The organism is Pseudomonas sp. 09C 129 (assembly GCF_002843625.1).
Lineage (GTDB): Bacteria > Pseudomonadota > Gammaproteobacteria > Pseudomonadales > Pseudomonadaceae > Aquipseudomonas > Aquipseudomonas chlororaphis.
In genome coordinates this window covers 5,592,834-5,615,137 of the sequence record NZ_CP025261.1, presented here as the reverse complement: position 1 = coordinate 5,615,137, position 22,304 = coordinate 5,592,834, and the positions used below count along the sequence as shown (strand labels likewise).

24 protein-coding genes are annotated in these 22,304 nt (G+C 64.7%); 15 read left to right on the top strand and 9 right to left on the bottom strand.

Translation table 11 applies throughout. The features are described 5' to 3' along the window. The first annotated feature begins 35 nt into the window (after positions 1–35). Positions 36–1,388 (top strand): GntP family permease, encoded by a 1,353-nt coding sequence (locus tag CXQ81_RS25025; RefSeq protein WP_007925132.1) that lies wholly within the window; start codon positions 36–38, stop codon positions 1,386–1,388. Positions 1,389–1,570: 182 nt separating this feature from the next. Here CXQ81_RS25025 and alaC read toward each other — a convergent pair whose 3' ends face one another. After that, entirely contained in the window at positions 1,571–2,782 is a 1,212-nt protein-coding gene (alaC, locus tag CXQ81_RS25020; protein WP_007925133.1) for an alanine transaminase, read from the bottom strand. Positions 2,783–3,036: 254 nt separating this feature from the next. Between alaC and CXQ81_RS25015 the strand changes: the two genes are divergently transcribed. From CXQ81_RS25015 to CXQ81_RS25005, 3 genes are all read left to right on the top strand, one after another. Next, positions 3,037–3,699, top strand: coding sequence for a LysE family translocator (locus CXQ81_RS25015; protein WP_007925134.1), 663 nt, complete (start codon positions 3,037–3,039; stop codon positions 3,697–3,699). Between the two features lie 68 nt (positions 3,700–3,767). Further along, positions 3,768–4,256 (top strand): GyrI-like domain-containing protein, encoded by a 489-nt coding sequence (locus CXQ81_RS25010; RefSeq protein ID WP_101338845.1) that lies wholly within the window; start codon positions 3,768–3,770, stop codon positions 4,254–4,256. A gap of 320 nt (positions 4,257–4,576) precedes the next feature. Beyond that, positions 4,577–5,074 carry a GNAT family N-acetyltransferase gene (locus tag CXQ81_RS25005; RefSeq protein WP_101338844.1) on the top strand — a complete coding sequence of 166 codons (498 nt, stop codon included), beginning with the start codon at positions 4,577–4,579 and terminating at the stop codon, positions 5,072–5,074. Positions 5,075–5,198: 124 nt separating this feature from the next. Here the strand turns inward: CXQ81_RS25005 and CXQ81_RS25000 are convergent, their stop codons facing one another. After that, positions 5,199–5,804 (bottom strand): pyridoxamine 5'-phosphate oxidase family protein, encoded by a 606-nt coding sequence (locus CXQ81_RS25000; protein ID WP_007925141.1) that lies wholly within the window; start codon positions 5,802–5,804, stop codon positions 5,199–5,201. A gap of 20 nt (positions 5,805–5,824) precedes the next feature. Then, entirely contained in the window at positions 5,825–6,310 is a 486-nt protein-coding gene (locus CXQ81_RS24995) for an N-acetyltransferase (RefSeq protein ID WP_037034506.1), read from the bottom strand. Positions 6,311–6,506: 196 nt separating this feature from the next. Between CXQ81_RS24995 and CXQ81_RS24990 the strand changes: the two genes are divergently transcribed. The 4 genes from CXQ81_RS24990 (at position 6,507) to CXQ81_RS24975 (ending at position 9,150) form a co-directional block, all read left to right on the top strand. Continuing rightward, a complete protein-coding gene (locus CXQ81_RS24990; RefSeq protein WP_062824924.1) occupies positions 6,507–6,941 on the top strand; it encodes a nuclear transport factor 2 family protein in 435 nt (144 codons plus the stop codon). 67 nt (positions 6,942–7,008) lie between these two features. Beyond that, positions 7,009–7,353: a YciI family protein gene (locus CXQ81_RS24985; protein ID WP_007925146.1), complete on the top strand. Its 345-nt coding sequence runs from the start codon at positions 7,009–7,011 to the stop codon at positions 7,351–7,353. Between the two features lie 55 nt (positions 7,354–7,408). Continuing rightward, on the top strand, positions 7,409–7,900 hold the full coding sequence (locus CXQ81_RS24980) for an SRPBCC family protein (RefSeq protein WP_101338843.1): 492 nt from the start codon (positions 7,409–7,411) through the stop codon (positions 7,898–7,900). Beyond that, on the top strand, positions 7,900–9,150 hold the full coding sequence (locus CXQ81_RS24975) for an RNA polymerase sigma factor (protein WP_101338842.1): 1,251 nt from the start codon (positions 7,900–7,902) through the stop codon (positions 9,148–9,150). Before CXQ81_RS24980 ends, CXQ81_RS24975 begins: the two co-directional genes overlap by 1 nt. A 367-nt stretch (positions 9,151–9,517) precedes the next feature. On the opposite strand, the gene CXQ81_RS24970 is transcribed toward CXQ81_RS24975, so the two are convergent. Beyond that, positions 9,518–10,372: a LysR family transcriptional regulator gene (locus CXQ81_RS24970; RefSeq protein WP_053262327.1), complete on the bottom strand. Its 855-nt coding sequence runs from the start codon at positions 10,370–10,372 to the stop codon at positions 9,518–9,520. Positions 10,373–10,462: 90 nt separating this feature from the next. On the opposite strand from CXQ81_RS24970, the gene CXQ81_RS24965 reads away from it, so the two are divergent. Beyond that, positions 10,463–10,906 (top strand): multidrug/biocide efflux PACE transporter, encoded by a 444-nt coding sequence (locus CXQ81_RS24965; RefSeq protein WP_009045193.1) that lies wholly within the window; start codon positions 10,463–10,465, stop codon positions 10,904–10,906. 12 nt (positions 10,907–10,918) lie between these two features. On the opposite strand, the gene CXQ81_RS24960 is transcribed toward CXQ81_RS24965, so the two are convergent. Beyond that, positions 10,919–11,566, bottom strand: coding sequence for a TetR/AcrR family transcriptional regulator (locus CXQ81_RS24960; protein WP_009045192.1), 648 nt, complete (start codon positions 11,564–11,566; stop codon positions 10,919–10,921). 144 nt (positions 11,567–11,710) lie between these two features. On the opposite strand from CXQ81_RS24960, the gene CXQ81_RS24955 reads away from it, so the two are divergent. From CXQ81_RS24955 to CXQ81_RS24940, 4 genes are read left to right on the top strand one after another with little or no spacing between them, the layout of a single operon-like run. Next, positions 11,711–12,319: a paraquat-inducible protein A gene (locus tag CXQ81_RS24955; RefSeq protein ID WP_007925154.1), complete on the top strand. Its 609-nt coding sequence runs from the start codon at positions 11,711–11,713 to the stop codon at positions 12,317–12,319. After that, a complete protein-coding gene (locus CXQ81_RS24950) occupies positions 12,319–12,933 on the top strand; it encodes a paraquat-inducible protein A (protein WP_053262326.1) in 615 nt (204 codons plus the stop codon). The genes CXQ81_RS24955 and CXQ81_RS24950 overlap by 1 nt, the downstream gene beginning before the upstream one ends. Further along, the gene (locus CXQ81_RS24945; protein ID WP_101338841.1) at positions 12,926–14,614 is read left to right on the top strand and encodes an intermembrane transport protein PqiB; all 1,689 of its coding nucleotides are present in this window, start codon (positions 12,926–12,928) and stop codon (positions 14,612–14,614) included. The genes CXQ81_RS24950 and CXQ81_RS24945 overlap by 8 nt, the downstream gene beginning before the upstream one ends. Next, the gene (locus CXQ81_RS24940; RefSeq protein ID WP_101338840.1) at positions 14,611–15,216 is read left to right on the top strand and encodes a membrane integrity-associated transporter subunit PqiC; all 606 of its coding nucleotides are present in this window, start codon (positions 14,611–14,613) and stop codon (positions 15,214–15,216) included. The genes CXQ81_RS24945 and CXQ81_RS24940 overlap by 4 nt, the downstream gene beginning before the upstream one ends. Before the next feature lie 208 nt (positions 15,217–15,424). Here CXQ81_RS24940 and CXQ81_RS24935 read toward each other — a convergent pair whose 3' ends face one another. Together CXQ81_RS24935 and CXQ81_RS24930 are read right to left on the bottom strand one after the other, a co-directional pair. After that, on the bottom strand, positions 15,425–17,041 hold the full coding sequence (locus CXQ81_RS24935) for an inorganic phosphate transporter (RefSeq protein ID WP_101338839.1): 1,617 nt from the start codon (positions 17,039–17,041) through the stop codon (positions 15,425–15,427). Positions 17,042–17,269: 228 nt separating this feature from the next. Then, complete coding sequence (locus CXQ81_RS24930; RefSeq protein WP_101338838.1) at positions 17,270–18,292, bottom strand: transporter; 1,023 nt, start codon at positions 18,290–18,292, stop codon at positions 17,270–17,272. Between the two features lie 274 nt (positions 18,293–18,566). Here CXQ81_RS24930 and CXQ81_RS24925 point away from each other — a divergent pair, with 274 nt between their 5' ends. Continuing rightward, positions 18,567–20,192 carry a methyl-accepting chemotaxis protein gene (locus CXQ81_RS24925; RefSeq protein ID WP_101338837.1) on the top strand — a complete coding sequence of 542 codons (1,626 nt, stop codon included), beginning with the start codon at positions 18,567–18,569 and terminating at the stop codon, positions 20,190–20,192. 63 nt (positions 20,193–20,255) lie between these two features. Here CXQ81_RS24925 and CXQ81_RS24920 read toward each other — a convergent pair whose 3' ends face one another. Beyond that, the gene (locus CXQ81_RS24920) at positions 20,256–20,573 is read right to left on the bottom strand and encodes a PepSY domain-containing protein (protein ID WP_007925169.1); all 318 of its coding nucleotides are present in this window, start codon (positions 20,571–20,573) and stop codon (positions 20,256–20,258) included. 152 nt (positions 20,574–20,725) lie between these two features. Here CXQ81_RS24920 and CXQ81_RS24915 point away from each other — a divergent pair, with 152 nt between their 5' ends. Continuing rightward, positions 20,726–21,613: a sterol desaturase family protein gene (locus CXQ81_RS24915; protein ID WP_101338836.1), complete on the top strand. Its 888-nt coding sequence runs from the start codon at positions 20,726–20,728 to the stop codon at positions 21,611–21,613. A gap of 1 nt (position 21,614) precedes the next feature. Here CXQ81_RS24915 and CXQ81_RS24910 read toward each other — a convergent pair whose 3' ends face one another. Continuing rightward, positions 21,615–22,295, bottom strand: coding sequence for a helix-turn-helix domain-containing protein (locus CXQ81_RS24910; protein WP_101338835.1), 681 nt, complete (start codon positions 22,293–22,295; stop codon positions 21,615–21,617). Between the last annotated feature and the right edge of the window lie 9 nt (positions 22,296–22,304).

The following is a 22,304-nucleotide window of genomic DNA, read 5'->3' as shown; positions in this document are numbered from 1 at the left end:
CGCTTGAATAAAAACAACAAACCGGAGGCAACCCCATGTTTGGCATGTCCCAAGAGACCTATCTGCTGGTAGACGCAGTGGTCACCATTATCGGGCTGATCGTGCTGATCACTCGATTCAAGCTGCATCCCTTCATCGCCCTGACCATCGCCGCGGGTTTCCTCGGCCTGACGTCGGGCATGCCGGTGGACAAGATCATCAAGGCGTTCCAGGACGGCTTCGGTGGGGTACTCGGTTTCGTCGGGATCATCCTCGCGCTGGGCACCATGCTCGGCAAAATGATGGCCGAATCCGGCGGCGCGGATCAGATCGCCCAGACCCTGATCCGCTCGTTCGGCAAGGAGCGGGTGCAGTGGGCGATGATGTTCGCCGCCTTCCTGGTGGGCATCCCGCTGTTCTTCGAGATCGGCTTCGTGCTGCTGATCCCGCTGGTGTTCATCGTCGCCCGGCGCACCGGCGTGTCGATCATCAAGATCGGTATCCCGCTGCTGGCCGGCCTGTCCGCGGTGCACGGCCTGGTGCCGCCGCATCCGGGCCCGCTGCTGGCCATCGGCGTGTTCGGCGCCGACATCGGCAAGACCATTCTCTACGGCCTGATCGTGGCCCTGCCGACCGCGATCATCGCCGGTCCGATCTACGGCACCTTCATCGCCAAGCACATCCCGGGTCATCCGAACCAGGAACTGGTGGACCAGCTGGCGCGCGAAAACACCTCGGCCAACCTGCCGAGCTTCAGCGTGACCCTGCTGACCGTGCTGCTGCCGGTGTTCCTGATGCTGCTCAAGACCTTCGCCGACGTGGCCTTCCCGGACGGGCATTTCTTCCGCATCTGGATGGACATGATCGGTCACCCGATCAGCGCGCTGCTGCTGGCCTTGCTGCTGTCGCTCTATACCTTCGGTTCGCGCCAGGGCATCGGCTCCAAGCAGATCCTCAAGCTGCTCGACGCCAGCCTGGCGCCGACCGCGGCGATCATCCTGATCATCGGTGCCGGCGGTGGCTTCAAGCAGATGCTGGTGACCAGCGGCGTGGGTGACGTGATCGGCCACATGGCGGTCAACGCGCAGATCTCGCCGATCCTGTTGGCGTGGCTGGTGGCGGCGGTGATCCGGATCGCCACCGGTTCGGCGACCGTGGCGACCATCACCGGCGCGGGCATTGTGGTACCGGTGGTCGGCATGATTCCTGGGGTCAACCGCGAGCTGCTGGTGCTGGCCACCGGCGCCGGCTCGCTGATCCTGTCCCACGTCAACGACGCCGGTTTCTGGCTGGTGAAGCAGTACTTCAACATGACCGTGGCGGAAACCTTCAAGACCTGGACCGCGATGGAAACCATCCTCTCGGTGGTGGGCCTGATCTTCATCCTGCTGCTGTCGCTGGTGGTCTGACCCGAACCCTGTAGCCGCTGCCGAAGGCTGCGATAAGGCTCGAAGAGCCTTCAGCGATTGCAAGATCGCTACGGCCGTGCCGGCCGATCGCAGCCTGCGGCAGCGGCTACAGGGGCGACAGACAGGCACAAAAAAACCGCATCGCTGCGGTTTTTTTGTGCCTGCTTATAGGGCGACGCGGATCAGCCTTTCTGCACCAGGCCATCGGCGCGGAACATGCCGCGGATGCCGCGCACGGCCTGGCGGATGCGGTCCTGGTTTTCGATCAGGGCGAAGCGCACATGGTCGTCGCCGTACTCACCGAAACCCACCCCTGGCGAGACGCAGACCTTGGCCTCGGCCAGCAGCTTCTTGGCGAACTCCAGCGAGCCCAGGTGCGCGTAGGCCTCGGGAATCTTCGCCCAGACGTACATCGAGGCCTTGGGGTTCTCGACCATCCAGCCCAGCTCATGCAGGCCCTTGACCAGCACATTGCGGCGCTGGCGGTACTGCTCGGCGATGTCTTTCACGCACTGCTGGTCGCCTTCCAGCGCAGCGATGGCCGCCACCTGCAGCGGGGTGAAAGTGCCGTAGTCGTGGTAGCTCTTGATCCGCGCCAGGGCGCTGACCAGCTCCGGGTTGCCGACCATGAAGCCGATGCGCCAGCCGGCCATGTTGTAGCTCTTGGACAGGGTGAAGAACTCCACCGCGATGTCCTTGGCGCCCGGCACCTGCATGATCGACGGGGCTTTCCAGCCGTCGTAGACGATGTCGGCGTAGGCCAGGTCGTGGATCACCAGCACGTCGTACTGCTTGGCCAGGGCGATCACCCGTTCGAAGAAGTCCAGCTCGACGCACTGCGCGGTAGGGTTGGATGGGAAGCCGAGGATCATCATCTTCGGTTTCGGGATCGAGCCGCGGATGGCCCGCTCCAGCTCGTCGAAGAAGTCCACGCCCGGCACCAGCGGCACCGAACGCACCTGGGCGCCGGCGATCACCGCGCCGTAAATGTGAATCGGGTAGCTGGGGTTGGGCACCAGCACGGTGTCGCCCTGGTCCAGGGTGGCGAGCATCAGGTGCGCCAGGCCTTCCTTGGAACCGATGGTGACGATGGCTTCGCTTTCCGGGTCGATATCGACCTCGTAGCGATCCTTGTACCAGCGCGAAATGGCCCGGCGCAGACGCGGAATACCCTTGGAGGTGGAGTAGCCGTGGGTGTCTTCGCGCTGGGCGACGGTGACCAGTTTCTCGACGATGTGCGGCGGAGTCGCACCGTCGGGGTTACCCATGCTCAAGTCGATGATGTCTTCGCCGCGCCGACGCGCAGCCATCTTCAGCTCGGCAGTGATATTGAATACGTAGGGGGGGAGTCGATCTATGCGCGCAAAGCGGCGCGGCGAACCTTGTTCGGCCATTGTTGCCTCGAGTACGTGAGCGCCCGGAACCGTCCGAGCGACGTCGGCCACTGCGGTGGCCTGGGGGCAGACGATAAGGGCTGTGGCGCCAGGCTGTCCAGAGGGGCGCGGCAACTATTTTTTGCCGGCAGCGGCGTTGCCTGGACAGGGATTTGCATCATGCAGGCTGGATTCGCAGCCCGCGCATTGTGTTTGCCGGGCCCTCCCGCGTTAAATACCCCCCACTCGAACAACCGCATCGAACAGGATGAATGATGGAGTTTACCAGCGGCTTTCTGCTGAGCCTTTCGCTGTGCCTGGACATAGGCGTGGCCAATATCGCGATGATTACCCTGGCCATGCAGCGTGGTTATTTCCAGGGTTTCTGCCTGGGCCTGGGCACCTGTGTCGGTGACCTGGTCTACGCCGTGCTGGCGCTGGCCGGCATGACCGTGCTGCTGCAGTACGAAGCGGTGCGCTGGGTGCTGTGGATCGGCGGATCGGCGCTGCTGGTGTACTTCGCGGCGAAGATGATCTATTCGGCGATCCACCACAGCGCGGTGCTGGCCGAGGCCGGGGAGGTGGACAACGGTTCGCCGCGCAAGGAGTTTTTCCGCGGCATTTTCCTGGCCATGTCGTCCCCCAGCGCGATCCTCTGGTTCGCCGCGGTGGGCGGTACCCTGATTGCCCGTTCCGGTGGCGGCGACCTGCTCAGTTCCGGGCTGTTCCTCAGCGGTTTCTTCTGCGCCGGTCTGGCCTGGGTCGTGGGCCTGTGCTTTGCCGCGACCCAGGGCGGCAAGCTGCTGGGCGACAAATTGTTGCGCTACTCCTACCTGGCATCTGCGGCGATCTTCTGCTATTTCGCGGTCTACGTGATCCTGTCCGGTTACCAGGAGTTCATCGTCGGCGCGGCGGTCGCGGAGCTTCCCGCGCTCTGACCCAGCGATTCGGGTTGTTTGGCCTCTATACTCCCTGCCGAACCCATTTTTCAGGCAGGAGTCGCATCATGGATGAGCAAAAACAGGTCAGCGGGCCGGTGCCGCGTTTCGAGAAGGGGCGCTTTCTGCTGATCGCCGGTCTGGGCGGGCGTTTCACTCCCGAGACGACGCAGGGCATTCCTGAACTCTGGGAGCGCTTCATTCCCCATATCGGCAAGGTTCCCGGCCAGGTAGGGGAGGAGACCTACGGCCTCTGCTGCAACCCCGACGGCAAGGGCGGGTTCGAATACATCGCCGGGGTCGAAATCAGCAAACTCGACGATTTGCCCGAGCTGTACCGCTGGGTCGAGGTGCCGCCGCAGCACTATGCGGTGTTCGAGCACCAGGGGCCGCTTGCGGGCCTGCCGCAGACCTTCCAGTACATCTGGAAAACCTGGCTGCCACAGTCCGGGCGCGAAGCCGCCGATGCGCCGGAATTCGAACGCTACAGCGCCGACTTCAACCCCGATACCGGCCAGGGCGTGCTGGAAATCTGGCTGCCGCTCAAGGAACAGTGACCCGCACCGCGAGCACCGGCCGGGCCCGCGGTGGGCCCGGTCATTTGCCTTTGTTCGGCCGGCGGGCGCGCCACAGGTCGATGGACAGGGTGACAAAACCGAACGCACTGATACCGAACAGCACCAGCAAACCGATCTGAACATTGCTCATGGCGACTTCCGTACTCGACCAGGATGGGATTGATTGAGCCCTGATAAATAACCCGCTCGGCGCGCGGATGACAGCGACTCTACGCAGGTTTTACGGGCTTGCCGCCGTTCGATATGCAAGCCTTATTACTTTATGATCGGCGGCATTTCCCATAGCCGATCCGTTCCCCATGACCTTATCCAGCCTGTTGATCCGTCAGGTCGCCGCCGCTGACCTGGACCGCTGCTTCGCCATCGAAACCCTGGCCTACGAAGGCGACGAAGCCGCCACCCGGGAAAAGATCGCCACCCGCATCGCCACCTGGCCCGAGGGCTTCATCGTCGCCGAAGTGGAGGGCGTGGTGGCCGGCTTCATCAACTCCGGGGCGGCCTTCGAGGTGGAGATGGCCGACGAGGCCTTCAAGGAACTGATCGGCCACGACCCGGCCGGGCCCCATGTGGTGATCATGTCGGTGGTGGTGCATCCGGACTCTCAGGGCCAGGGGGTTTCCCGGCGTCTGCTGGAGGCCTTTATCGAGCGCATGCGCGGCCTGGGCAAGGCCAGCATCAACCTGATGTGCAAGGAGCGGCATGTGCCCTTGTACGAGCGCTTCGGCTTCGTCTATCTCAAGGCTTCGGCGTCGGACCATGGCGGCATGGCCTGGCACGAGATGGTGCTGGAACTGTGAGGTCGTAACGCAGGTCGTAACGCCACGGCGTAGGGGCGAGGCTTGCCCGCGATAGGCGCGCCGCGGTCTGGCTGATGTACCGCGTCAGCCTTCATCGCGAGCAAGCTTCGCTCTTGCAGGGCCTTCAATACAGGCTGTTGCGCACCCGTTCCGGCATTTCCCGGTCGTAGCGGTCGGCGTCGAACTGGCCGTCGCAGAGGCGCTTGAGGATGGCGCCGGCCGAGGGCAGGGCCGAGCGTTCCAGGTAGTGCTCGGGGTTCCACAGGTCGGAACGCACGATGGCCTTGGAGCAGTGGAAGTAGGCCGCCTCGACGTCCACCAGGATCACTGTGCGCGCCGGCTTGCCATTCACCGCGAAGCTGTCCAGCAGCGCCGGCTCGGCCGAGATCCGCGCCCGGCCATTGACCCGCAGGGTCTCGCCGATGCCCGGAATGATGAACAGCAGGGCCACCCGCGGGTCGCTGACGATATTGCGCAGGCTGTCGATGCGGTTGTTGCCCGGGCGGTCGGGCAGGGCCAGGGTGCGCTCGTCGATGATCCGCACGAAACCCGGGGTATCGCCGCGGGGCGAGCCGTCCATGCCGTCCGGGCCGCTGGTGCTCAGGATTACCAGCGGCGAGGCGCGCACCATGGCCTGGTAGTCCGGGTTGAGGAAGGGGATTTCCTTGCGCACGGCCCGCTCAATGGGCTGGCCGTAGATTGCTTCCAGTTGCTCGAGGGTGGTCAGCATCATGCTTCTCCTGGGTAATGTCAGAACATCAGGACCAGACGGCGTTCATAGCCGATGCGGCCCCTGTAGGCCTCGCCGCTGTCGACCCAGCCTTGCTTCAGATAGAGGCTGAAGGCCGCGGCGTTGTCCGCGTCCACCGACAGCATCAGCCCCTTGATCTCTGGCCACGCCTGGCGCGCGGCGGCGGGCAGGGCTTGCAGGCAGGCCCGGCCGTAGCCCTGGCCCTGGACCCGCTGATCGACCTGCAAGGCATGCAGGGTGGCGGTGTCGGGGTCGGCCCAATGGGGCAGGAACGGTGGGCGCTTGAGCAGCAGGAACGCCACCGGGACCTCTTCGGCCAACAGGGCGAAGCCCTTGATACCAGGCTCCGGCGCCTTGAGCAGGGTATGCAGCGCGGTGTAGATATCGCCGGAATAACTCTTCTGCCGCGGGTGCACTTCGAGCGCGTCGAGCTGCTGCAATTGCCTGGCGTCGAGCTGTTCGTAGGGCACGAGTCGGGTGGTCACTGGGCTGTCCATATCCGGGCACTGAGGGTGGGCTGTATGAGTGGCGATTCTAGCGATTTTGTCCAGGGTTCCGGTTTTTTTTCCGGGCCCTGTCGATTTACCGGGCGGCCAGACGACTAAGGGTGTCTTCACGATTTAACGGTCGCCTGTGGCGGCCACCTTGAGCCCGTATCACTCAATCGCAAGGAGAATCGCCATGAACGCCCAAACCACCGAAAGCGAAATCCGCAGCCTGATCGACGCCTGGCGCCAGGCCGTGATGGCCAAGGACATCGAGCGCATCGTCAGCTATTACGCCGACGACATCACCGCGTTCGACGCCGTGGCCGCGTTGCAATTCAAGGGCAAGCAAGCTTACCGCGCGCACTGGAAGGCCTGCATGGAGTTCTGCCCCGGCCCTGGCATCTTCGACTTCGAGCAACTGCACATAGTCGGCGCCAGCGACAGCGCCTTCGCCCACTGGCTGGCCCACTGCGGCGGCACCGACGACAAGGGCGAGACCAAGGCCTGCTGGATGCGCGTGACCGCGGGTTACCAGCGCCTGGGCGGCCAGTGGAAAGTGGTCCACGAACACTGGTCGGCGCCGTTCGACATGCAGAGCGGCAGCGCCTTGTTCGACCTGCAACCCTGATCGTCGGGTTTTTCGCCAAAGCCTGAAACTGCAGCCATAGTTGATCAGCCCGATCGAGGAGAGCCCCATGAAATACCTATGCCTGGTCTACAGCGACGAACAGCTGTTGCACAGCCTGCCGGAGAGCCCGAAGGACGCCGAGTGCATGGCGTATGCCGAGTCGGTGCAAGGCAGCGGCCGGATGCTCGCCGCCGAGGCCCTGGAGTCGGTGCAGACCGCGACCACGGTGCGTATGCGCGGCGGCCGGCTGTCGATCACCGACGGCCCGTTCGCCGAAACCAAGGAACAGTTGGCCGGGTTCTACCTGATCGATGCCAAGGACCTCAACGAAGCCATCCAGGTCGCCGGCAACATCCCGGCGGCCCGGGTCGGCAGCGTCGAGGTACGTCCGGTGCGCGAGTTGAATCCCTGATCGCCACCCTGGAAAAACGAGCCCTGAAAAAACAAGCATAAGCAGGAGTTTCGCCATGACCGAGCACAGCGTGGGCCGTGCGCCCGCCCAATATGAGTTGTCCATCAGCCGCCTGATCGATGCGCCGCCCGGCAAGCTGTTCCGTGCCTGGACCGAACCGCAGTTGCTGGTGCAATGGTGGGGCCCCCACGGCATGACCACCCCGGAGTGCGAAATGGACCTGTGGGTCGGCGGCCAGTTTCGCACCCTGATGCGCGCCCCGGACGGCAACGAATACCCGACCATGGGCGTGTTCCTGGAGATCGTCGCGCCGCGGCGGCTGGTGTTCACCGATGCCTTCCTGCCGGGCTGGATTCCTTCGGACAAGGCCTTCATGAGCGCCGAGGTGACCTTCGACGACCTGGACGGCAAGACCCTCTACACCGCTCGCGCCATGCACTGGAGCGAAGAGGATCGCCAGGCCCATGAAGCCATGGGCTTTCACGAGGGCTGGGGGCAGAGCCTGGATCGCCTGGAAAGCCTGGTGACCCGAGGCATGCCGGACTGATGCCGACGGCAACGCAAGACAGCGTCAAGGCGCTGGTGGAGACGGTCTACCGCAACGAGTCGCGGCGGATCCTGGCGACCCTGATTCGCCTGCTGGGGGATTTCGACCTTGCCGAGGAAGCCTTGCACGAGGCGTTCTTCGTCGCGGTCGAACGCTGGCAGCGCGATGGCGTACCGGACAACCCGCGGGCCTGGCTGGTGTCGGCCGGGCGTTTCAAGGCCATCGACGGTTTGCGTCGGCGGGCGCGTTTCGCCGCGTCCCAGGCGGCGCTGGTCAGCCAGCTCGAAGAGCTGGAGCAGGCTGACTGGAGCGAGGAGGACCTGGAAGACGACCGCCTGCGCCTGATCTTCACCTGCTGCCACCCGGCGCTGGCGGCGGACGCCCAGGTGCCGCTGACGTTGCGGGAGATCTGCGACCTGACCACCGAGGAAATCGCCCGGGCCTTTCTCTCGACGCCGGCCACCATCGCCCAGCGCATCGTGCGCGCCAAGGCCAAGATCCGCGATGCGCACATCCCTTATCAGGTACCGTCCCTGAGTGAACTGCCCGAGCGCCTGGACAGCGTGTTGCGGGTGATTTACCTGGTATTCAACGAAGGCTATTCGGCGTCGATGGGCGCGGAGCTGACCCGCGAAGACCTGACCCATGAGGCGATCCGTCTCGGCCGTCTGTTGCTGGAACTGCTGCCGGAACCCGAAGTGATGGGCCTGCTGGCCTTGATGCTGCTGCATGAGTCGCGGCGCCTGGCGCGAACCTCGGCCACCGGGGAGCTGGTGCTGCTGGACGAACAGGACCGCTCGCTGTGGGACCGCGAACTGATCGCCGAAGGCTGCGCCCTGGTGGAACACGCCCTGGGCACCCGCCGTTTCGGTCCGTACTGCCTGCAGGCGGCGATCGCCGCGGTGCATGCCGAGGCGGCGACGGCCGGGGAAACCGACTGGCAGCAGATCGTCGGCCTGTATGACGTGCTGTTGCGCGCCATGCCCTCGCCGGTGATCGAACTGAACCGCGCAGTCGCCATCGCCCAGCGGGACGGACCGTTGGCCGGCCTGGAGCGGGTCGAGGCGATCCTGGCCCGGGGCGAGTTGCAGGATTACCACCTGGCCCATTCGGCGCGGGCCGAGTTCTGCCGGCAATTGGGCCGGGTGGAGCCGGCGCGGGAAGCCTATCTGCGCGCCCTGGAACTGACCCGCCAGGAACCGGAGCGGCGTTTTATCGAGAGCAAGCTCGAAGCTCTGAAAACCCTCTGAACGCCTGCCGATCCGAAGACTGCGGTCGGCCGAGCGGTCGTGGTCTATTGACGATCGCTGAAGGCCTGCGGCCTTATCGCAGCCTGCGGCAGCGGCTGCAGGGAGGGTGGCGCGAGCAGGGGCCGGGACCGACCTCGGAAACGTCGCAACGATGCGCTTTTCTTCAGATCAGCCGAGCCCTGTTGGCCTTATCGCAGCCTACGGCAGCGGTTACAGGGAGGGTGGCGCGAGCAGGGGCCGGGAGCGACCTCGGAAACGTCGCAACGATGCGCTTTTCTTCAGATCAGCCGAACCCTGTAGCCGCTGCCGCAGGCTGCGATCGGGCGCGGAGCGGCCGCCAGCGGGGCGAGCCTCTGCAAAAAAACGCTTATTCCAGCATCCGCCCCAGCAACCAGCTGCCCGCCGGGCCTGGCGGATGCAGGCGCGACCACAGGGCATCGACCGCCACGTTGCGCGGCCAGCCACGGGCATCGAGTTCCACCAGGCTGTCGGCGCCGAAACGTTCCACCAGCCAGCGCGGCAGGGGCGCCCAGCCAAAGCCGCCCTGGGCCATTTCCAGCAGCATCAGGTAGCTCGGCGCCGACCACACCCGGCCCCGGGCCCGGCTGTCGTAGGGGTTGACGATGGTCGCCAGGCGCAGCTCGCGGTGCTGTTGCAGGCGTGCCTGATCGATATTTTTCAGCGCCGCCAAGGGGTGGTTGCGCGACACGAACAGGGCGATTTCGGTGCGCTCGTCCACCGTCGAATGGTCGAGGTCCGCCGGGTATTCGGGCTGCATCTCGGCGAAGGCGATCTGCGCCCGACCGCGCTGGACCAGCTCGATCAGGTCGTCGCATTCGGCGATCAGGCATTCCAGCTCCAGGTCCGGGTAGCGTTGTTCGAAGGCGCTCAGCGAGGTTTCGAAACGATCCGACTGATAGGTGTCGGACAGGGCCACCGTGAGCTTGGCTTCCACGCCCTGGGCCAGCTGGCTGGCAGCCATTTCCAGGCGGCTGGTGGCGGCCAGGATGTCTTCGGCCCGCTGCAGCATGACGTGGCCTTGCGGGGTGAGGGCGGGCTTGCGGCTGCTGCGGTCGAACAGCTGCAGGTCGAGGTCGATCTCCAGGCTCGCCACCGCCGCGCTGATGGTCGACTGGCTCTTGCCGAGCTTGCGCGCGGCCGCGGAAAACGAGCCTTGGGTGGCCGCCTGGACAAAGGCCAGCAGTACTTCGTGTGAGGCCATGAACTATCGCCTTGATCGATGGTTAATGATTATGAAGTATCGACAGGCAGGGTGATCATGGCAACCACATTCACTTGCAGGAGCCGGATCATGAGCAGCACCAAATCCTTGACCGAACGGGTTTTCCAGGCCGTGGGCTTCGAGCTGCTGGCGTTCGCGCTGTGTACGCCGCTGCTGGCCTGGATCATGGACAAGCCCTTTGTCGACATGGGCGTGGCGACTATCGCCATCGGCCTGATCGCCCTGGCCTGGAACGTGGTCTTCAATGGCCTGTTCGACCGCCTGCTCAAGCGCCTGGCCCTGGCGCCCAGCGGCTGGACCCGGGTCGCCCATGCGCTGCTGTTCGAAGGTGGCCTGGTGGCGGTAAGCGTGCCGCTGATCGCCTGGTGGCTGCAGGTCAGCCTGATGCAGGCGTTGATTCTCGACATCGGCGTGCTGCTGTTCTTCCTGCCGTACACCTATGTCTATCACTGGGGTTACGACCTGGTGCGGGAACGCTTGATGCTGCGTCGCCCGCTCGATCGCGCCAGTTGAACACCGCAGGGGTCAGCGGGCGGCGTGATGCCGCTCGATGGCCTCCAGGTAGGCTTTCATCGCCCGGGGGACTTCCTGCAACAGCAGGATGCTCTTGAGCTGACTATTCTCCAGAGCAACCTGGAACAGGCCGATGGGCAATCCGCGCATGGCCGTCACGTAGGCGTCGCGTTCCGCGGCGCTGGCGGTGGGCAAGCGCAGGGCGAGCATGCGGTCGTAGGTTTCCTGGATTCGTGCCTGGATGGTCGGGGCCTGGAGCTGGCAGGGCGTGAAGGTGGGGCTGATCATCTGCAGCAGGTCGGGATGGGTCTCGAGGTATTCCATGATCGGCATGATCATCCGGTCGATCACCTCCTGGCTGCTCGACTCGACCCAGGTGGCCGGGTCGATGGCCAGGAGGTTGGCGGTGATCTGTTCGAAGGCGTCGATATGGCGCTGGCCCAGGGCGTCGAGCACGCTCTGCTTGTCGCTGAAGAAGTGGTACAGCGAACCGATGGAGGTGCCGGCTTCGCGCGCGAGGCCATGCATGGTCAGGCTGGCCACTCCCTGGCTGACCAGCAGGTGGGCGCAGGCGTCGAGAATCGCCGTGACCCGTTCATGGCCACGAGTCTGTTTCGGCGAGCGCGGGTTTTTGGCCGGGAGCATTTTTGAATCGTTCATGGTCTGAGAGGCAGCAAGGGGCATACATTATGGCGCACCAGGGCGTTTGCAGTCCTCAGGTAAAACTAGACACCATCCTCTACTTTTGCAGAGAATACGCGCCATGGATCAGCGCCCTCCGCTGTCCCACCTGACTCGAAGACCATGACACTCTCTCCCAACTGGATCATCTGCGAGCATTGCGATTCGCTGTACGAATCCGTGCCGCTTGCAAAAGGCCAGACCTCCCAGTGCTCGCGCTGCGGGGCGGTGCTGGAGCGCGCCCGGCACCTGAACGTGCAGCAACTGCTGGCCCTGTCGATCACTGCGGCGCTGCTGTTCGTGTTCGCCAACGCCTTTCCGGTGATCGGCATCAGCCTCGAAGGCCTGAGCAACGAAGCCACCCTCTGGCAGTCGGTCGAGGCCCTGGCCCAGGGCCGCATCAGTCTGATCGCCGCCGTCACCGGCCTGGCCATCATCCTTGCCCCCGGCCTGCAGATTGCCCTGCTGTGCTGGGTGCTGGGCTTTGCCAACATCGGGCGCGCGGCGCCGGGCTTCAAGGCCTGCATGCGGGCTCTGGAACACCTGCGGCCGTGGAGCATGCTGGAGGTGTGCCTGCTGGGCATCCTGGTGGCCATCGTCAAGCTGGCCGGCATGCTCGACGTGCACCCGGGCCTGGGGCTGTGGTCGTTGGCGATGCTGACGGTGCTGATCATCCTGATTTCCGGCAAGGGCATCCGCCGCCTCTGGGACGACCTGGAGGGCCGCTACTGATGAACCAGCCTCCCTACGCCCGCGACCTGGGCCTGATGCTGTGCCACACCTGCGGCCAGACCTGCCCCCAGGACGTTCACTACTGCCCGCGCTGCGAGGCTGTGGTGCATGCGCGCAAACCCAACAGCCTGAGCCGTACCTGGGCCTTTCTCGTGGCCAGCCTGATTCTCTACATCCCGGCCAACGTGCTGCCGGTGATGTATACCCAGATCTTCGGCAGCGGCAGCGAAAACACCATTCTCAGCGGCGTGCTGGAGTTCTGGCAGCACGGCTCCTGGGACATTGCCCTGTTGATCTTCATCGCCAGCGTGGTGGTGCCGTGCAGCAAGTTCCTGGTCCTGGGGATGCTGCTGATCACCTGCCAGCGCCGCAGCCATTGGGCGATGCGCGAGCGCGCCAAGCTGTACCGCTTTATCGAGGTGATCGGCTACTGGTCGATGCTCGACGTGCTGGTGGTCGCCCTGGTGGCGGCGCTGGTGCAATTCCACGCCCTGAGCTCGATCGAGCCGCGCATGGGCATCCTGTTTTTTGGTTTGGTCGTGGTCCTGACGATGTTCGCGGCCATGAGTTTCGATCCCCGGCTTATCTGGGATGTAGAGGTTGAAGATGTCTGATCATCCAGGTTCCAACGCTTCAAGCGCGCCAGCGAGGCCGGGTACCCCCGCGGTCAGGACGCGCCGGTTCAATATCTCGCTGGTGTGGATCGTGCCCATAGTCGCGGCCCTCGTCGGCCTGTCGATGCTGGTGCACAAGTCGCTGTCGGCCGGGCCCGAGATCTCCATCAGCTTCCAGACCGCCGAAGGCCTGGAAGCCAACAAGACCCAGGTCAAATACAAGAACGTGGTGATTGGCAAGGTCACCTCCATCGCTTTGAGCAAGAACCGCAGCAAGGTGATCGCCAAGGTCGAGCTGGACCAGTCGGCGGAGTCCTTCACCGCCGCCGACTCGATGTTCTGGGTGGTGCGCCCGCGCATTGGCGCGGGCGGTGTGTCCGGGGTCGACACCCTGCTGTCGGGGGCCTTTATCGGCGCCGACGCCGGCCAGGAAGAAAAACGCAAGAAGAGCTTCGTCGGCCTGGAAACGCCGCCCCCGGTGACTTACGGGCAAAAGGGCAAACGCTTCACCCTGCGCACCGATGACCTGGGCTCGCTGGACGTCGGTTCGCCGGTCTATTACCGGCGCATCGAGGTGGGCCAGGTGATTTCCTACAAACTGTCGGAAAACGGCAAGGGCGTGGACGTGCGGATCTTCGTCAACGCGCCCAACGACCAGTACGTCACCACCGACTCGCGTTTCTGGAACGCCAGCGGCGTGGACGTGACCCTGGGCGCCAACGGCCTGAAGGTCAACACCGAATCCATGTCGTCGATCCTCGCCGGCGGCATCGCCTTCGTCGAACCCAAGTACAGCCCCAACGCCAAGCCGGCCGAGGAAAACGCCAGCTACCAGCTGTTCGCCGACCAGGACACCGCGCTGGCGCCGCCCGATGGCGACCCGTACTACATGCGCATGCGTTTCGACCAGACCCTGCGCGGGCTGGCGCTCAATGCGCCGGTGGAGTTCCTGGGGGTGAACATCGGCCGGGTGGTGTCGATGGACCTGGATTACGACGAGCAGAAAAAGACCTTCTCCACCGTGGTCGGCGTGGTGATCTACCCGGCACGCCTGGGCAAGGTCCATCAGCAACTGGAGAAGCTCAGCGGCGCCGACGAAAGTCGCGCGGGCTACCTGATCAGTACCTTTGTCCAGCACGGCCTGCGGGCCCAGGCGCGCAGCGGCAACCTGCTGACCGGCCAGTTGCTTATCTCCCTGGACTTCATCCCCAACGCCAAGCCAGTGCCTTTCGATGCGACCGCGCGGCCGCTGGAAATTCCTACCGTGCCGGGCGGCCTCGACAAGCTGCAAGAGCAGTTGCAGCGGGTGGTGGAGAAGATCAGCAAATTGCCGATCGATACCATCGCCAACAACCTCAACGGCAGCCTGACCGAGATGCAGAAGACCTTGCAGAACGTCAACGGCAAGGTATTGCCGGAGATGCGCGACACCCTGGAACAGACCAAGAAAACCCTGACCACGGCCAACGACAGCTTCGCCGAGGACTCGCCGCAGCGGCTGCAACTGGGCCAGGCGATGGACGAAGTGCAGCGCACCGCCCGTTCGGTGCGGGTGCTCACCGACTTCCTCAGTCGTCATCCCGAAGCACTGATCCGTGGGCGGCTCAAGGACAATCAGCCGGACGCCTACAAATCCTCGACCTCGTCTTCTCGTGAGCCTGAATCGGAAGTCCAGCCATGAAAAAAACTCTAGTGTTGCTGATCGCGTCCCTGGGCCTGGCGGCCTGCAGCTCGGCGCCGACCCATTACTACACCCTGATGCCGCCGGCGCCCGAGCCGGCGGCGGCTGGTGGCACGGCGTCGGGCCTGCAGTTCGAGATGGCCGGGGTGCGCATTCCGATGCAGGTCGACCAGCCGCAAGTCGTGGTACGCCAGGACGGTGGCACCCTGGCGATCCTGGAAACCGCGCGCTGGAGCGCGCCGCTGGTGGACGAGTTCCACGACGCCCTGGCCAGCCAGATGGAGCAGCAATTGGGTACGCGCAACCTGGAAGGCCTGCCCAAGTCCGCGGGGCAGCCGATCCTGTCGTTGCAGACCGATGTGCGTCGCTTCGAATCGGTGCCAGGGCGTTATGCGCTGATCGACGTGGTGTGGAACCTGCGCCTGCGCGGCGATGGCGTCGAGCGTCGCAGCCTGACCTGCAGCAGCCGCATCAGCCAGCCGGCCAGCGTCGAGCTGTCGAGCCTGGTCCAGGCCCACCAGCGGGCTATCGACGAGCTGGCCAAGCGCATTGCCGGCACCGCCAAACGCTGGGCGCAAAACCCTGCCATGCGCTGTCCCTGACCCGGCTCTTGTAGCCGCTGCCGTAGGCTGCGATAAGGCCGCAGGCCTTCAGCGATCTTCAGTACGCAGCGGCCGTACCGGCCGATCGCAGCCTGCGGCAGCGGCTACAGGGGGCCGTATACCGAAGGGCAATCCGGCCCCCTGTAGGAGCGAGCTTGCTCGCGATGGCGTCAGCAGCCACACCGCCGATTCAGCCGAAGAGGCGTGTTCAGAACAATTGGGTGAACAGCCAGTACAGGCTGCCGGACAGCAGGATCGCCGCCGGCAGGGTCAGTACCCAGGCCATCAGCAGGTTGCGGATGGTCTGCATCTGCAGGCCGCCGCCGTTGGCGACCATGGTCCCGGCCACACCTGAAGACAATACGTGGGTGGTGGACACCGGCAGGCCGAACAGATCGGCGGCGCCGATGGTCAGCATCGCCACGGTTTCCGCCGAGGCACCCTGGGCGTAGGTCAGGTGGGTCTTGCCGATCTTCTCGCCGACGGTGACCACGATGCGTTTCCAGCCGACCATGGTGCCCAGGCCGAGGGCAATGGCCACGGCGATCTTCACCCACAGTGGAATGAAGCGCGTGGCGTTGTCGATCTGCTGCTTGAACAGTTGCAGCTTGCCCTGGGTGTCGGCGTCGAAGTCGCCGACCTGGTTCTTGTCCATCAGGCGGATGGTTTCGCTGCTCAGGTACATGTCGTTGCGCACGTTACCCATGGCTTCGGCCGGCACCTTGGCCAACGAGCCGTAGCCCTTCACTTCGTCACCGATATGACCGGTCAGGGCGGCCAGGGCCGGGACCAGCTGCGGCGTGGCTTCCTTGCTGCGCACATAGTCGGAAAGCACCGCGCGCGGGTCGGCGGGGGCCGGTTGCGGGGCGTTTTTCACCAGGGCTTGCTGGGTGACCTCGGCCACCGCGGCGAATTGCAGGGCCTGGTCGGCCGGCATGGTGCGATTCAGCGCGTAGGCCATGGGCAGGGTGCCGACCAGGATCAGCATGATCAGGCCCATGCCTTTCTGGCCGTCGTTGGAGCCGTGGGCGAAGGACACGCCGGTGCAGGTGACGATCAGCATGCCGCGAATCCACCACGGCGGCGGGGTGTTGCCCTTGGGCGCCTTGTACAGCGCGCGGTTCTTGACGAACAGGCGCAGGGCCAGGAGCAGCAGGGCGGCGAAGGCGAAGCCGATCAGCGGCGAGAACAGCAGGGCGTAGCCGACCTTGGTGGCCTGGCTCCAGTCCACGCCGCTGGTGCCGTCGCGGCCGTGCATCAGGGCGTTGGCCACGCCGACGCCGATGATCGAGCCGATCAGGGTGTGGGACGACGAGGCTGGCAGGCCCAGCCACCAGGTGCCGAGGTTCCACAGGATGGCGGCGATCAGCAGGGCGAAGATCATGGCGAAGCCGGCCGACGAGCCGACCTGCAGGATCAGCTCCACCGGCAGTAGGGCGATGATGCCGAAGGCCACCGCGCCGCTGGACAGCAGCACGCCGAGGAAATTGAAGAAGCCCGACCAGACCACCGCGAAATGTGGCGGCAACGAGTGGGTGTAGATCACCGTGGCCACGGCGTTGGCGGTGTCGTGGAAACCGTTGACGAACTCGAAGCCCAGGGCGATCAGCAGCGCCACGCCGAGGAGCAGGAACGGGGTCCAGGTGGTGACCGTGGTGCCCAGCTCGTGCACGTCGTGCATCAGGCTGTAGGCAGTGAACAACAGGCCCATGGCGAGTACCGCGAAGAACACCACCAGGGTGAAGGGGCTGGCTTTTTTGTCCAGTTGCGGTCTGGCTTCGAGGGCGGGGGAAGGGGAGGCGGCGGTCAGGGAAGGGGTGGCCATTGCCGGACAATCCTGTGGCAGGGAGGAGTGTCGCCCATGATCGTTGCCAAATATTACAGAGAGGCTGCCTCAGGTCAGTGTTTGGGTGAATCCTTTAACCACTGGTCGTAGGAGCGAGGCTTGCCCGCGATGAGGTCATGACAAACGCTACCGGGCCAGGCTCCTGACACGGTTGGGTAATCACCGGCGCCATCGCGGGCAAGCCTCGCTCCTACGACATGCGGCGGCCTACATATCCTGGCGCTTGCGAAACGCCCAGCGGCCGGCGATGACGGTGAAGGTGGCGACCAGCGCGACGAGGATCCAGAAGCCCTCCGGGTCCTCGGAGAAGGGAATGCCGCCGACGTTCATGCCGAAGAAGCCGGCGATGATGTTGATCGGCAGCGCCAGAACCGTGACCACGGTCAGGGTGAACAGGGTGCGGTTGGTCTGTTCGTTGATATTGGCGGCGATCTCTTCCTGCAGCAGCTTGATCCGCTCGCCGAGGGCGGTGAGGTCGTTGATGATCAGGGCGAACTCCTCGGTGGACTTGCGCAGCTCCTTGACGTCCTCCTTCTGCAGCCATTGCGGCGGCCGGTTGAGCAGTCGCAGCAGCGAGCCCGGCTCCAGCGCCAGCAGGCGTTGCAGGCGCACCAGCACCCGGCGCATGGCCCCCAGCTCGGCACGGTTGGTGGCGATCCGCGCGGCCAGCAACTGGTCTTCGATCTGGTCGACGTTGAGGCTGGTCTTGCGCACGATCTGGGTCAGCACTTCGCCCTGGTCGCGCAGCAGGTGCACCAGCAGTTCCAGGGGCGAGCGGAAACGTTCGCCGGCCTTGACCGAGGAGCGCAGCTTGTCCACCGAATGCAAGGGTTGCAGGCGCGCGCTGACGATCAGCCGGCTGCGCACGCAGACCCACAGGGTGGAGATGTCCGAGGAAACCATGCTGCCGAAGTTGAACACCACGTCGTTGACCACCGCCAGCAGGGCCGAGTCCACATGCTCGATACGGGTCGAGCGCGAGCCTTCGTGCAAGGCTTCGAAGAATTCCTCGGGCAGGGCCAGGTGAGTCTGCATCCAGCGTTCGCAGGCGGCATGGGCCAGGTTCAGGTGCAGCCAGAGAAACGCCTCGCCATCGTCCGGCTGTTGCAGGGCTTGCAGGGCCTTGGCCGAATCCAGTTCGCGACCCCGCTCGCCGGGGCGGAACGCAAAGCCGTAGAGCAGGCCGAACAGATCCGAATCGCGATGGGCATGGTCGAGGCTGTGGTTCATGGAGGCTCGCAGGAGGGAAGGCACCTGTAGGCGGTTTTACAGGTTCACTTGAACCCGATCATCGCAAGGCTCCATGACTATTTTGTGACGATTCGAAGTGCAATATTCGGCGGTTATAACCGGCTGTCGGAGGCGCTCAAGAATGCCTCTTTCAGGCCGATCACGCCTGCGACGACTGCGCGATCGGCTTGCCCCGGTTTGCCTGACAGGGATGTTCGCACGCTACCCATGCCCGCCTCGGGCGTGCTCTATCCCTGTTGAGAGATCTCATTCGATGTCCTTGCAAAAATCCCTGAGAGCGCAAGTTCTGGCTTTGTTGAGCGGCAGCCTGCTGGCGGTGCTGTTGATCGCGCTGGCGTGTTTTCACTTCCTGTCCAACGGCGTGCAAAGTTATCGCGAACTGATCGAGGGGCCGTTGCGCACCTCGCAGTTGATCGATGAAGCCAACCTGCAATTCAAGGTCCAGGTGCAGGAATGGAAAAACGTGTTGCTGCGTGGCAAGCAGAGCGCCGACCTGAGCAAATACTGGCAGCAGTTCGAGGATCGCCAGCGCGATGTGCAGGGCATTCTTGGCCAGCTGGCGGCCGAGCCCGGCATCGATGCGGCGCTCAAGGGCCGTATCGAGCGCTTGCGTGAAGAGCACCGGGTGCTGGGCACGGCGTACCAGAAAGGCCGCGATGCCTTTGTCGCCGCCGGTGCCGATCCGGCCGCCGGCGATGCCGCGGTCAAGGGCGTGGACCGCGCCACCAGCGAGCAGATGAGCGAACTGGTGAGCGAGCTGCGCAAGCAGGGCAGCGAGCGGTCGCGCGACATCAGCGCCGCCGCCCAGCGCACGGTGTGGATCGGCCTGCTGGTGATGCTGGCCTCGGGGGTGCTGATTGGCCTGCTGAGCCTGTGGCTGGTCAACCGCAGCCTGGTGGAGCCGATCCGCCAGTTGATCGACTACGTGGCGCAACTCAGCCGTGGGCGGATTGCCGAGCGCGTGGCCAGCAGCCGTCAGGACGAGCTGGGCAAGCTGGCGGTGGCCGCCAACACCTTGCGGGATTTCCTCGCTGAAACCTTCAGCCGCCTGCAGCGCAGCGCCACCGACCTGGACAGCTCCAGCGGCGAGCTGAATGCGATTGCCACCCTGATGTCCCAGGGCACCAACGATCAGTTCAATCGCACCGATCAGGTCGCTACGGCGATGAACGAAATGTCCGCCACCGCCCAGGAAGTGGCGCGCCATGCGGCGGATGCGGCGCGCGCCGCCGATGACGCCGACCAGTCGGCCCAGCAGGGCGAGCAGGTGATGCAGGGCACCATCCACACCATCACCCTGATGCGCGGCGAAATCGCCAACACCGCCGAGGTGATCCGCCGTCTGGAAGCCGACAGCGGGCGTATCGGCAAGGTGCTGGAGGTGATCCGCGGCATCGCCGAGCAGACCAACCTGCTGGCGCTCAACGCGGCCATCGAGGCGGCCCGGGCCGGCGAGGCCGGGCGTGGTTTCGCCGTGGTCGCCGACGAGGTACGCAGCCTGGCGCAGCGCACCGCGGCGTCGATCATCGAGATCAACCAGATTATCCAGAGCGTGCAGACCGGCGCGCTGGACGCCGCCCATGCGATCGAGAGTGGCCAGGCGCGCAGCGATGCCAGCGTCGAGCAGGTGACCCAGGCCGGCGCCATGCTGGAGCGGATCACCGAGGCGGTCGAGGCGATCCGCGACATGAACCGGCAGATCGCCACGGCGGCGGAAGAGCAGACCTCGGTGGCCGAGGACATCTCGCGCAACCTGACCGAGATCACCTCGATCGCCAGCACCAACCTGGATAACGTGCAGCGCACCGAGCGCGCCAGCCAGAACCTGCACGAGCTGTCGGGGCAGTTGAACGAGGTGACGGCACGCCTGAGTGCCTGATGCGCCAGGGCATGAAAAAGCCGCGTGGCCTTTCGGCCGCTCGGCTTTTTTTGTCCTGAAGAATTACTTGTCTTGCTTGTTGCTCAGGACCTTGCCGGTCTTGGCATCCAGGTCGACGTCCCACTCGACGCCCTTGGCGTCACGCAGTTCCACCTGGTAGACGTAGGCGCCGGCCGCTGTTTGCTCAAGCTCGGTGTCGGTGATGTTGGCGGCGGTGGTGCCAGGGTGTTCGGCCAGTGCTGCCTGGTTGAGTTTTTCCAGGTCCATGATGGTGCCGGCCTTGAGCAGGCCCGGGATCAGGTCCGGGCGCACGTCGGCCTGGGCCAGGCCGGCGGTCAGGGTCAGGGCGGTAGCGGCGAACAGGGCAGTCAACGTTTTCATAGGGTCTTTCCTTGGGGTGATTCGTTTAAGTGGGTTCAGGTTAGCCGGTACAACTTAATTCACCCTTAATTCAGCGCAAGTTTTGCGCCGTTTGTTCAATCGCCGTGGCCCTCGGGTCTTTCAAGCTGTGCTCTCGAACAGGAGAGGCAGTGATGAAAGCAATGATCAAAGGTTTGTACGGTCCCGCGTTTTTCGCCGGCTTCATCGGCGCTGGCGTGTGGGTGATGGGCACGCCGGGGCTGGCCCCGGGCTGGTTGCTGCTGGTGTTCGCCGGGGCGCTCGGGGTGTCCTTTCTGGCGGAGTGGTGGTTGCCCTATGAGGTGGACTGGAACCGCCCGCAACAGGATCGCTTGCGCGACGTGTTGCACGCGCTGGTCAATGAAAGCCTGAACGCCCTGGGGTTGCTGCTGTTGCCGGGGCTGGTGAGCCTGCTGGCGTTCGATGGCCTGTGGCCGCGCGGCTGGTCGCTGTGGGCGCAGTTGGCGCTGGCGATGGTCATCGCCGACTGCGGCCTGACCCTGGCACATTACTTCAGCCATCGGCTGCCCTGGCTGTGGCGCCTGCATGCGGTGCATCACAGCGTGCAGCGCTTGTATGGCTTCAACGGCTTGATGAAGCACCCGCTGCATCAGTTGCTGGAAGCCAGCGCCGGACTATTGCCGCTGCTGTTTTTGGGAATCCCGTTGCAGGTGGCGCAACTGCTGGCGTTTGCCATTGCCATCCAACTGCTGTTGCAGCACTCCAATGTCGACATGCGCCCCGGTCCCCTGGGCTGGGTGTTTGCCTGGGCGCCGATGCACCGCTTTCACCACATGAAGTACGGCACCGCCGGCAATGTGAATTTCGGCCTGTTCCTGAATGTCTGGGACTGGTTGCTGGGCACGGCGTTTTATTCTTCGGCCTACCCGATCCGCCAGGGCGACCTGGGCATCGGCAGCCAGCCGGATTATCCGCAGGCGTATTGGCGACAATTGCTGGCCCCCTTCAGCAGGCAAGCCGTGCATGAGGAACCGCCGGTGCCCTTGCCGTTGCGCCGTTGAATCAGTCCAGCAGGTGCAGTTCGATATGTTGCAGGGCCTGGCGCGCGGTGACGCCGAACAGGGTTTTCAGGGTGCGGGAGAAGTGCGCGGAGTCGGCAAACCCAGCGCCATGGGCGGCCTCGGTGATGGCCTGGCCCGCCAGCACCAGGCCCATCGCCAGGCGCAGGCGCCGCCACAGCACCAGGCGCCGCACCGGCAAGCCGAGCTGGCCGCTGAACAGCCGTTCCAGCTGGCTCAGGGACAGGTGCGCGTGGGCTGCCAGAGCACTGGCCGAGACCTTGCCTGCCAATTGTCGGTCGAGGGCGGCCAGGGCCTTTTCGATCCGTCGGTCCTGCAAGATACGGCGCGGGCAATGCCGCAGCGCCTCGGTCAGTGCCGGCAGCGTCAGCTCGACACCCAGCAGGCTGTCTTGCAGAGCCTGGGCGTCAATCGTCAGCGGTTCGGCGTAGAGGGTGAACAGGGTCCCGGGTGCGTCGAGGATGGCATGCCGTTGCATGGCCGGGATAAACACCTGTCGGGCGGTACAGGGCAGGCCGTCGAGGCTGACGGTGACCGGTGCGGCGGGGGCGAGGATCAGTTGATGGGCGTAGTGGGCGTGGGGCGCGGTACGCCCCAGCTCGCCCTGGATCAGTCCGTAGTCACGCCCGAGCCACAGCTGGCCTGTCCACTCGGGCGTGCGCACGGCGACGGG

What these genes read in the sequence shown, in the direction of transcription:
- CXQ81_RS24970 (WP_053262327.1), bottom strand. Translation starts at nt 10,372, where the DNA reads ATGGCCTCACACGAAGTACTGCTGGCCTTTGTCCAGGCGGCCACCCAA.
- CXQ81_RS24990 (WP_062824924.1), top strand. Translation starts at nt 6,507, where the DNA reads ATGAACGCCCAAACCACCGAAAGCGAAATCCGCAGCCTGATCGACGCC.
- CXQ81_RS24935 (WP_101338839.1), bottom strand. Translation starts at nt 17,041, where the DNA reads ATGGCCACCCCTTCCCTGACCGCCGCCTCCCCTTCCCCCGCCCTCGAA.
- CXQ81_RS25005 (WP_101338844.1), top strand. Translation starts at nt 4,577, where the DNA reads ATGACCTTATCCAGCCTGTTGATCCGTCAGGTCGCCGCCGCTGACCTG.
- CXQ81_RS24975 (WP_101338842.1), top strand. Translation starts at nt 7,900, where the DNA reads ATGCCGACGGCAACGCAAGACAGCGTCAAGGCGCTGGTGGAGACGGTC.
- CXQ81_RS24925 (WP_101338837.1), top strand. Translation starts at nt 18,567, where the DNA reads ATGTCCTTGCAAAAATCCCTGAGAGCGCAAGTTCTGGCTTTGTTGAGC.
- CXQ81_RS25025 (WP_007925132.1), top strand. Translation starts at nt 36, where the DNA reads ATGTTTGGCATGTCCCAAGAGACCTATCTGCTGGTAGACGCAGTGGTC.
- CXQ81_RS25010 (WP_101338845.1), top strand. Translation starts at nt 3,768, where the DNA reads ATGGATGAGCAAAAACAGGTCAGCGGGCCGGTGCCGCGTTTCGAGAAG.
- CXQ81_RS24920 (WP_007925169.1), bottom strand. Translation starts at nt 20,573, where the DNA reads ATGAAAACGTTGACTGCCCTGTTCGCCGCTACCGCCCTGACCCTGACC.
- CXQ81_RS24945 (WP_101338841.1), top strand. Translation starts at nt 12,926, where the DNA reads ATGTCTGATCATCCAGGTTCCAACGCTTCAAGCGCGCCAGCGAGGCCG.
- CXQ81_RS24940 (WP_101338840.1), top strand. Translation starts at nt 14,611, where the DNA reads ATGAAAAAAACTCTAGTGTTGCTGATCGCGTCCCTGGGCCTGGCGGCC.
- CXQ81_RS24950 (WP_053262326.1), top strand. Translation starts at nt 12,319, where the DNA reads ATGAACCAGCCTCCCTACGCCCGCGACCTGGGCCTGATGCTGTGCCAC.
- CXQ81_RS25015 (WP_007925134.1), top strand. Translation starts at nt 3,037, where the DNA reads ATGGAGTTTACCAGCGGCTTTCTGCTGAGCCTTTCGCTGTGCCTGGAC.
- CXQ81_RS24965 (WP_009045193.1), top strand. Translation starts at nt 10,463, where the DNA reads ATGAGCAGCACCAAATCCTTGACCGAACGGGTTTTCCAGGCCGTGGGC.
- CXQ81_RS24980 (WP_101338843.1), top strand. Translation starts at nt 7,409, where the DNA reads ATGACCGAGCACAGCGTGGGCCGTGCGCCCGCCCAATATGAGTTGTCC.
- CXQ81_RS24985 (WP_007925146.1), top strand. Translation starts at nt 7,009, where the DNA reads ATGAAATACCTATGCCTGGTCTACAGCGACGAACAGCTGTTGCACAGC.
- CXQ81_RS25000 (WP_007925141.1), bottom strand. Translation starts at nt 5,804, where the DNA reads ATGCTGACCACCCTCGAGCAACTGGAAGCAATCTACGGCCAGCCCATT.
- CXQ81_RS24955 (WP_007925154.1), top strand. Translation starts at nt 11,711, where the DNA reads ATGACACTCTCTCCCAACTGGATCATCTGCGAGCATTGCGATTCGCTG.
- alaC (WP_007925133.1), bottom strand. Translation starts at nt 2,782, where the DNA reads ATGGCCGAACAAGGTTCGCCGCGCCGCTTTGCGCGCATAGATCGACTC.
- CXQ81_RS24915 (WP_101338836.1), top strand. Translation starts at nt 20,726, where the DNA reads ATGAAAGCAATGATCAAAGGTTTGTACGGTCCCGCGTTTTTCGCCGGC.
- CXQ81_RS24960 (WP_009045192.1), bottom strand. Translation starts at nt 11,566, where the DNA reads ATGAACGATTCAAAAATGCTCCCGGCCAAAAACCCGCGCTCGCCGAAA.
- CXQ81_RS24930 (WP_101338838.1), bottom strand. Translation starts at nt 18,292, where the DNA reads ATGAACCACAGCCTCGACCATGCCCATCGCGATTCGGATCTGTTCGGC.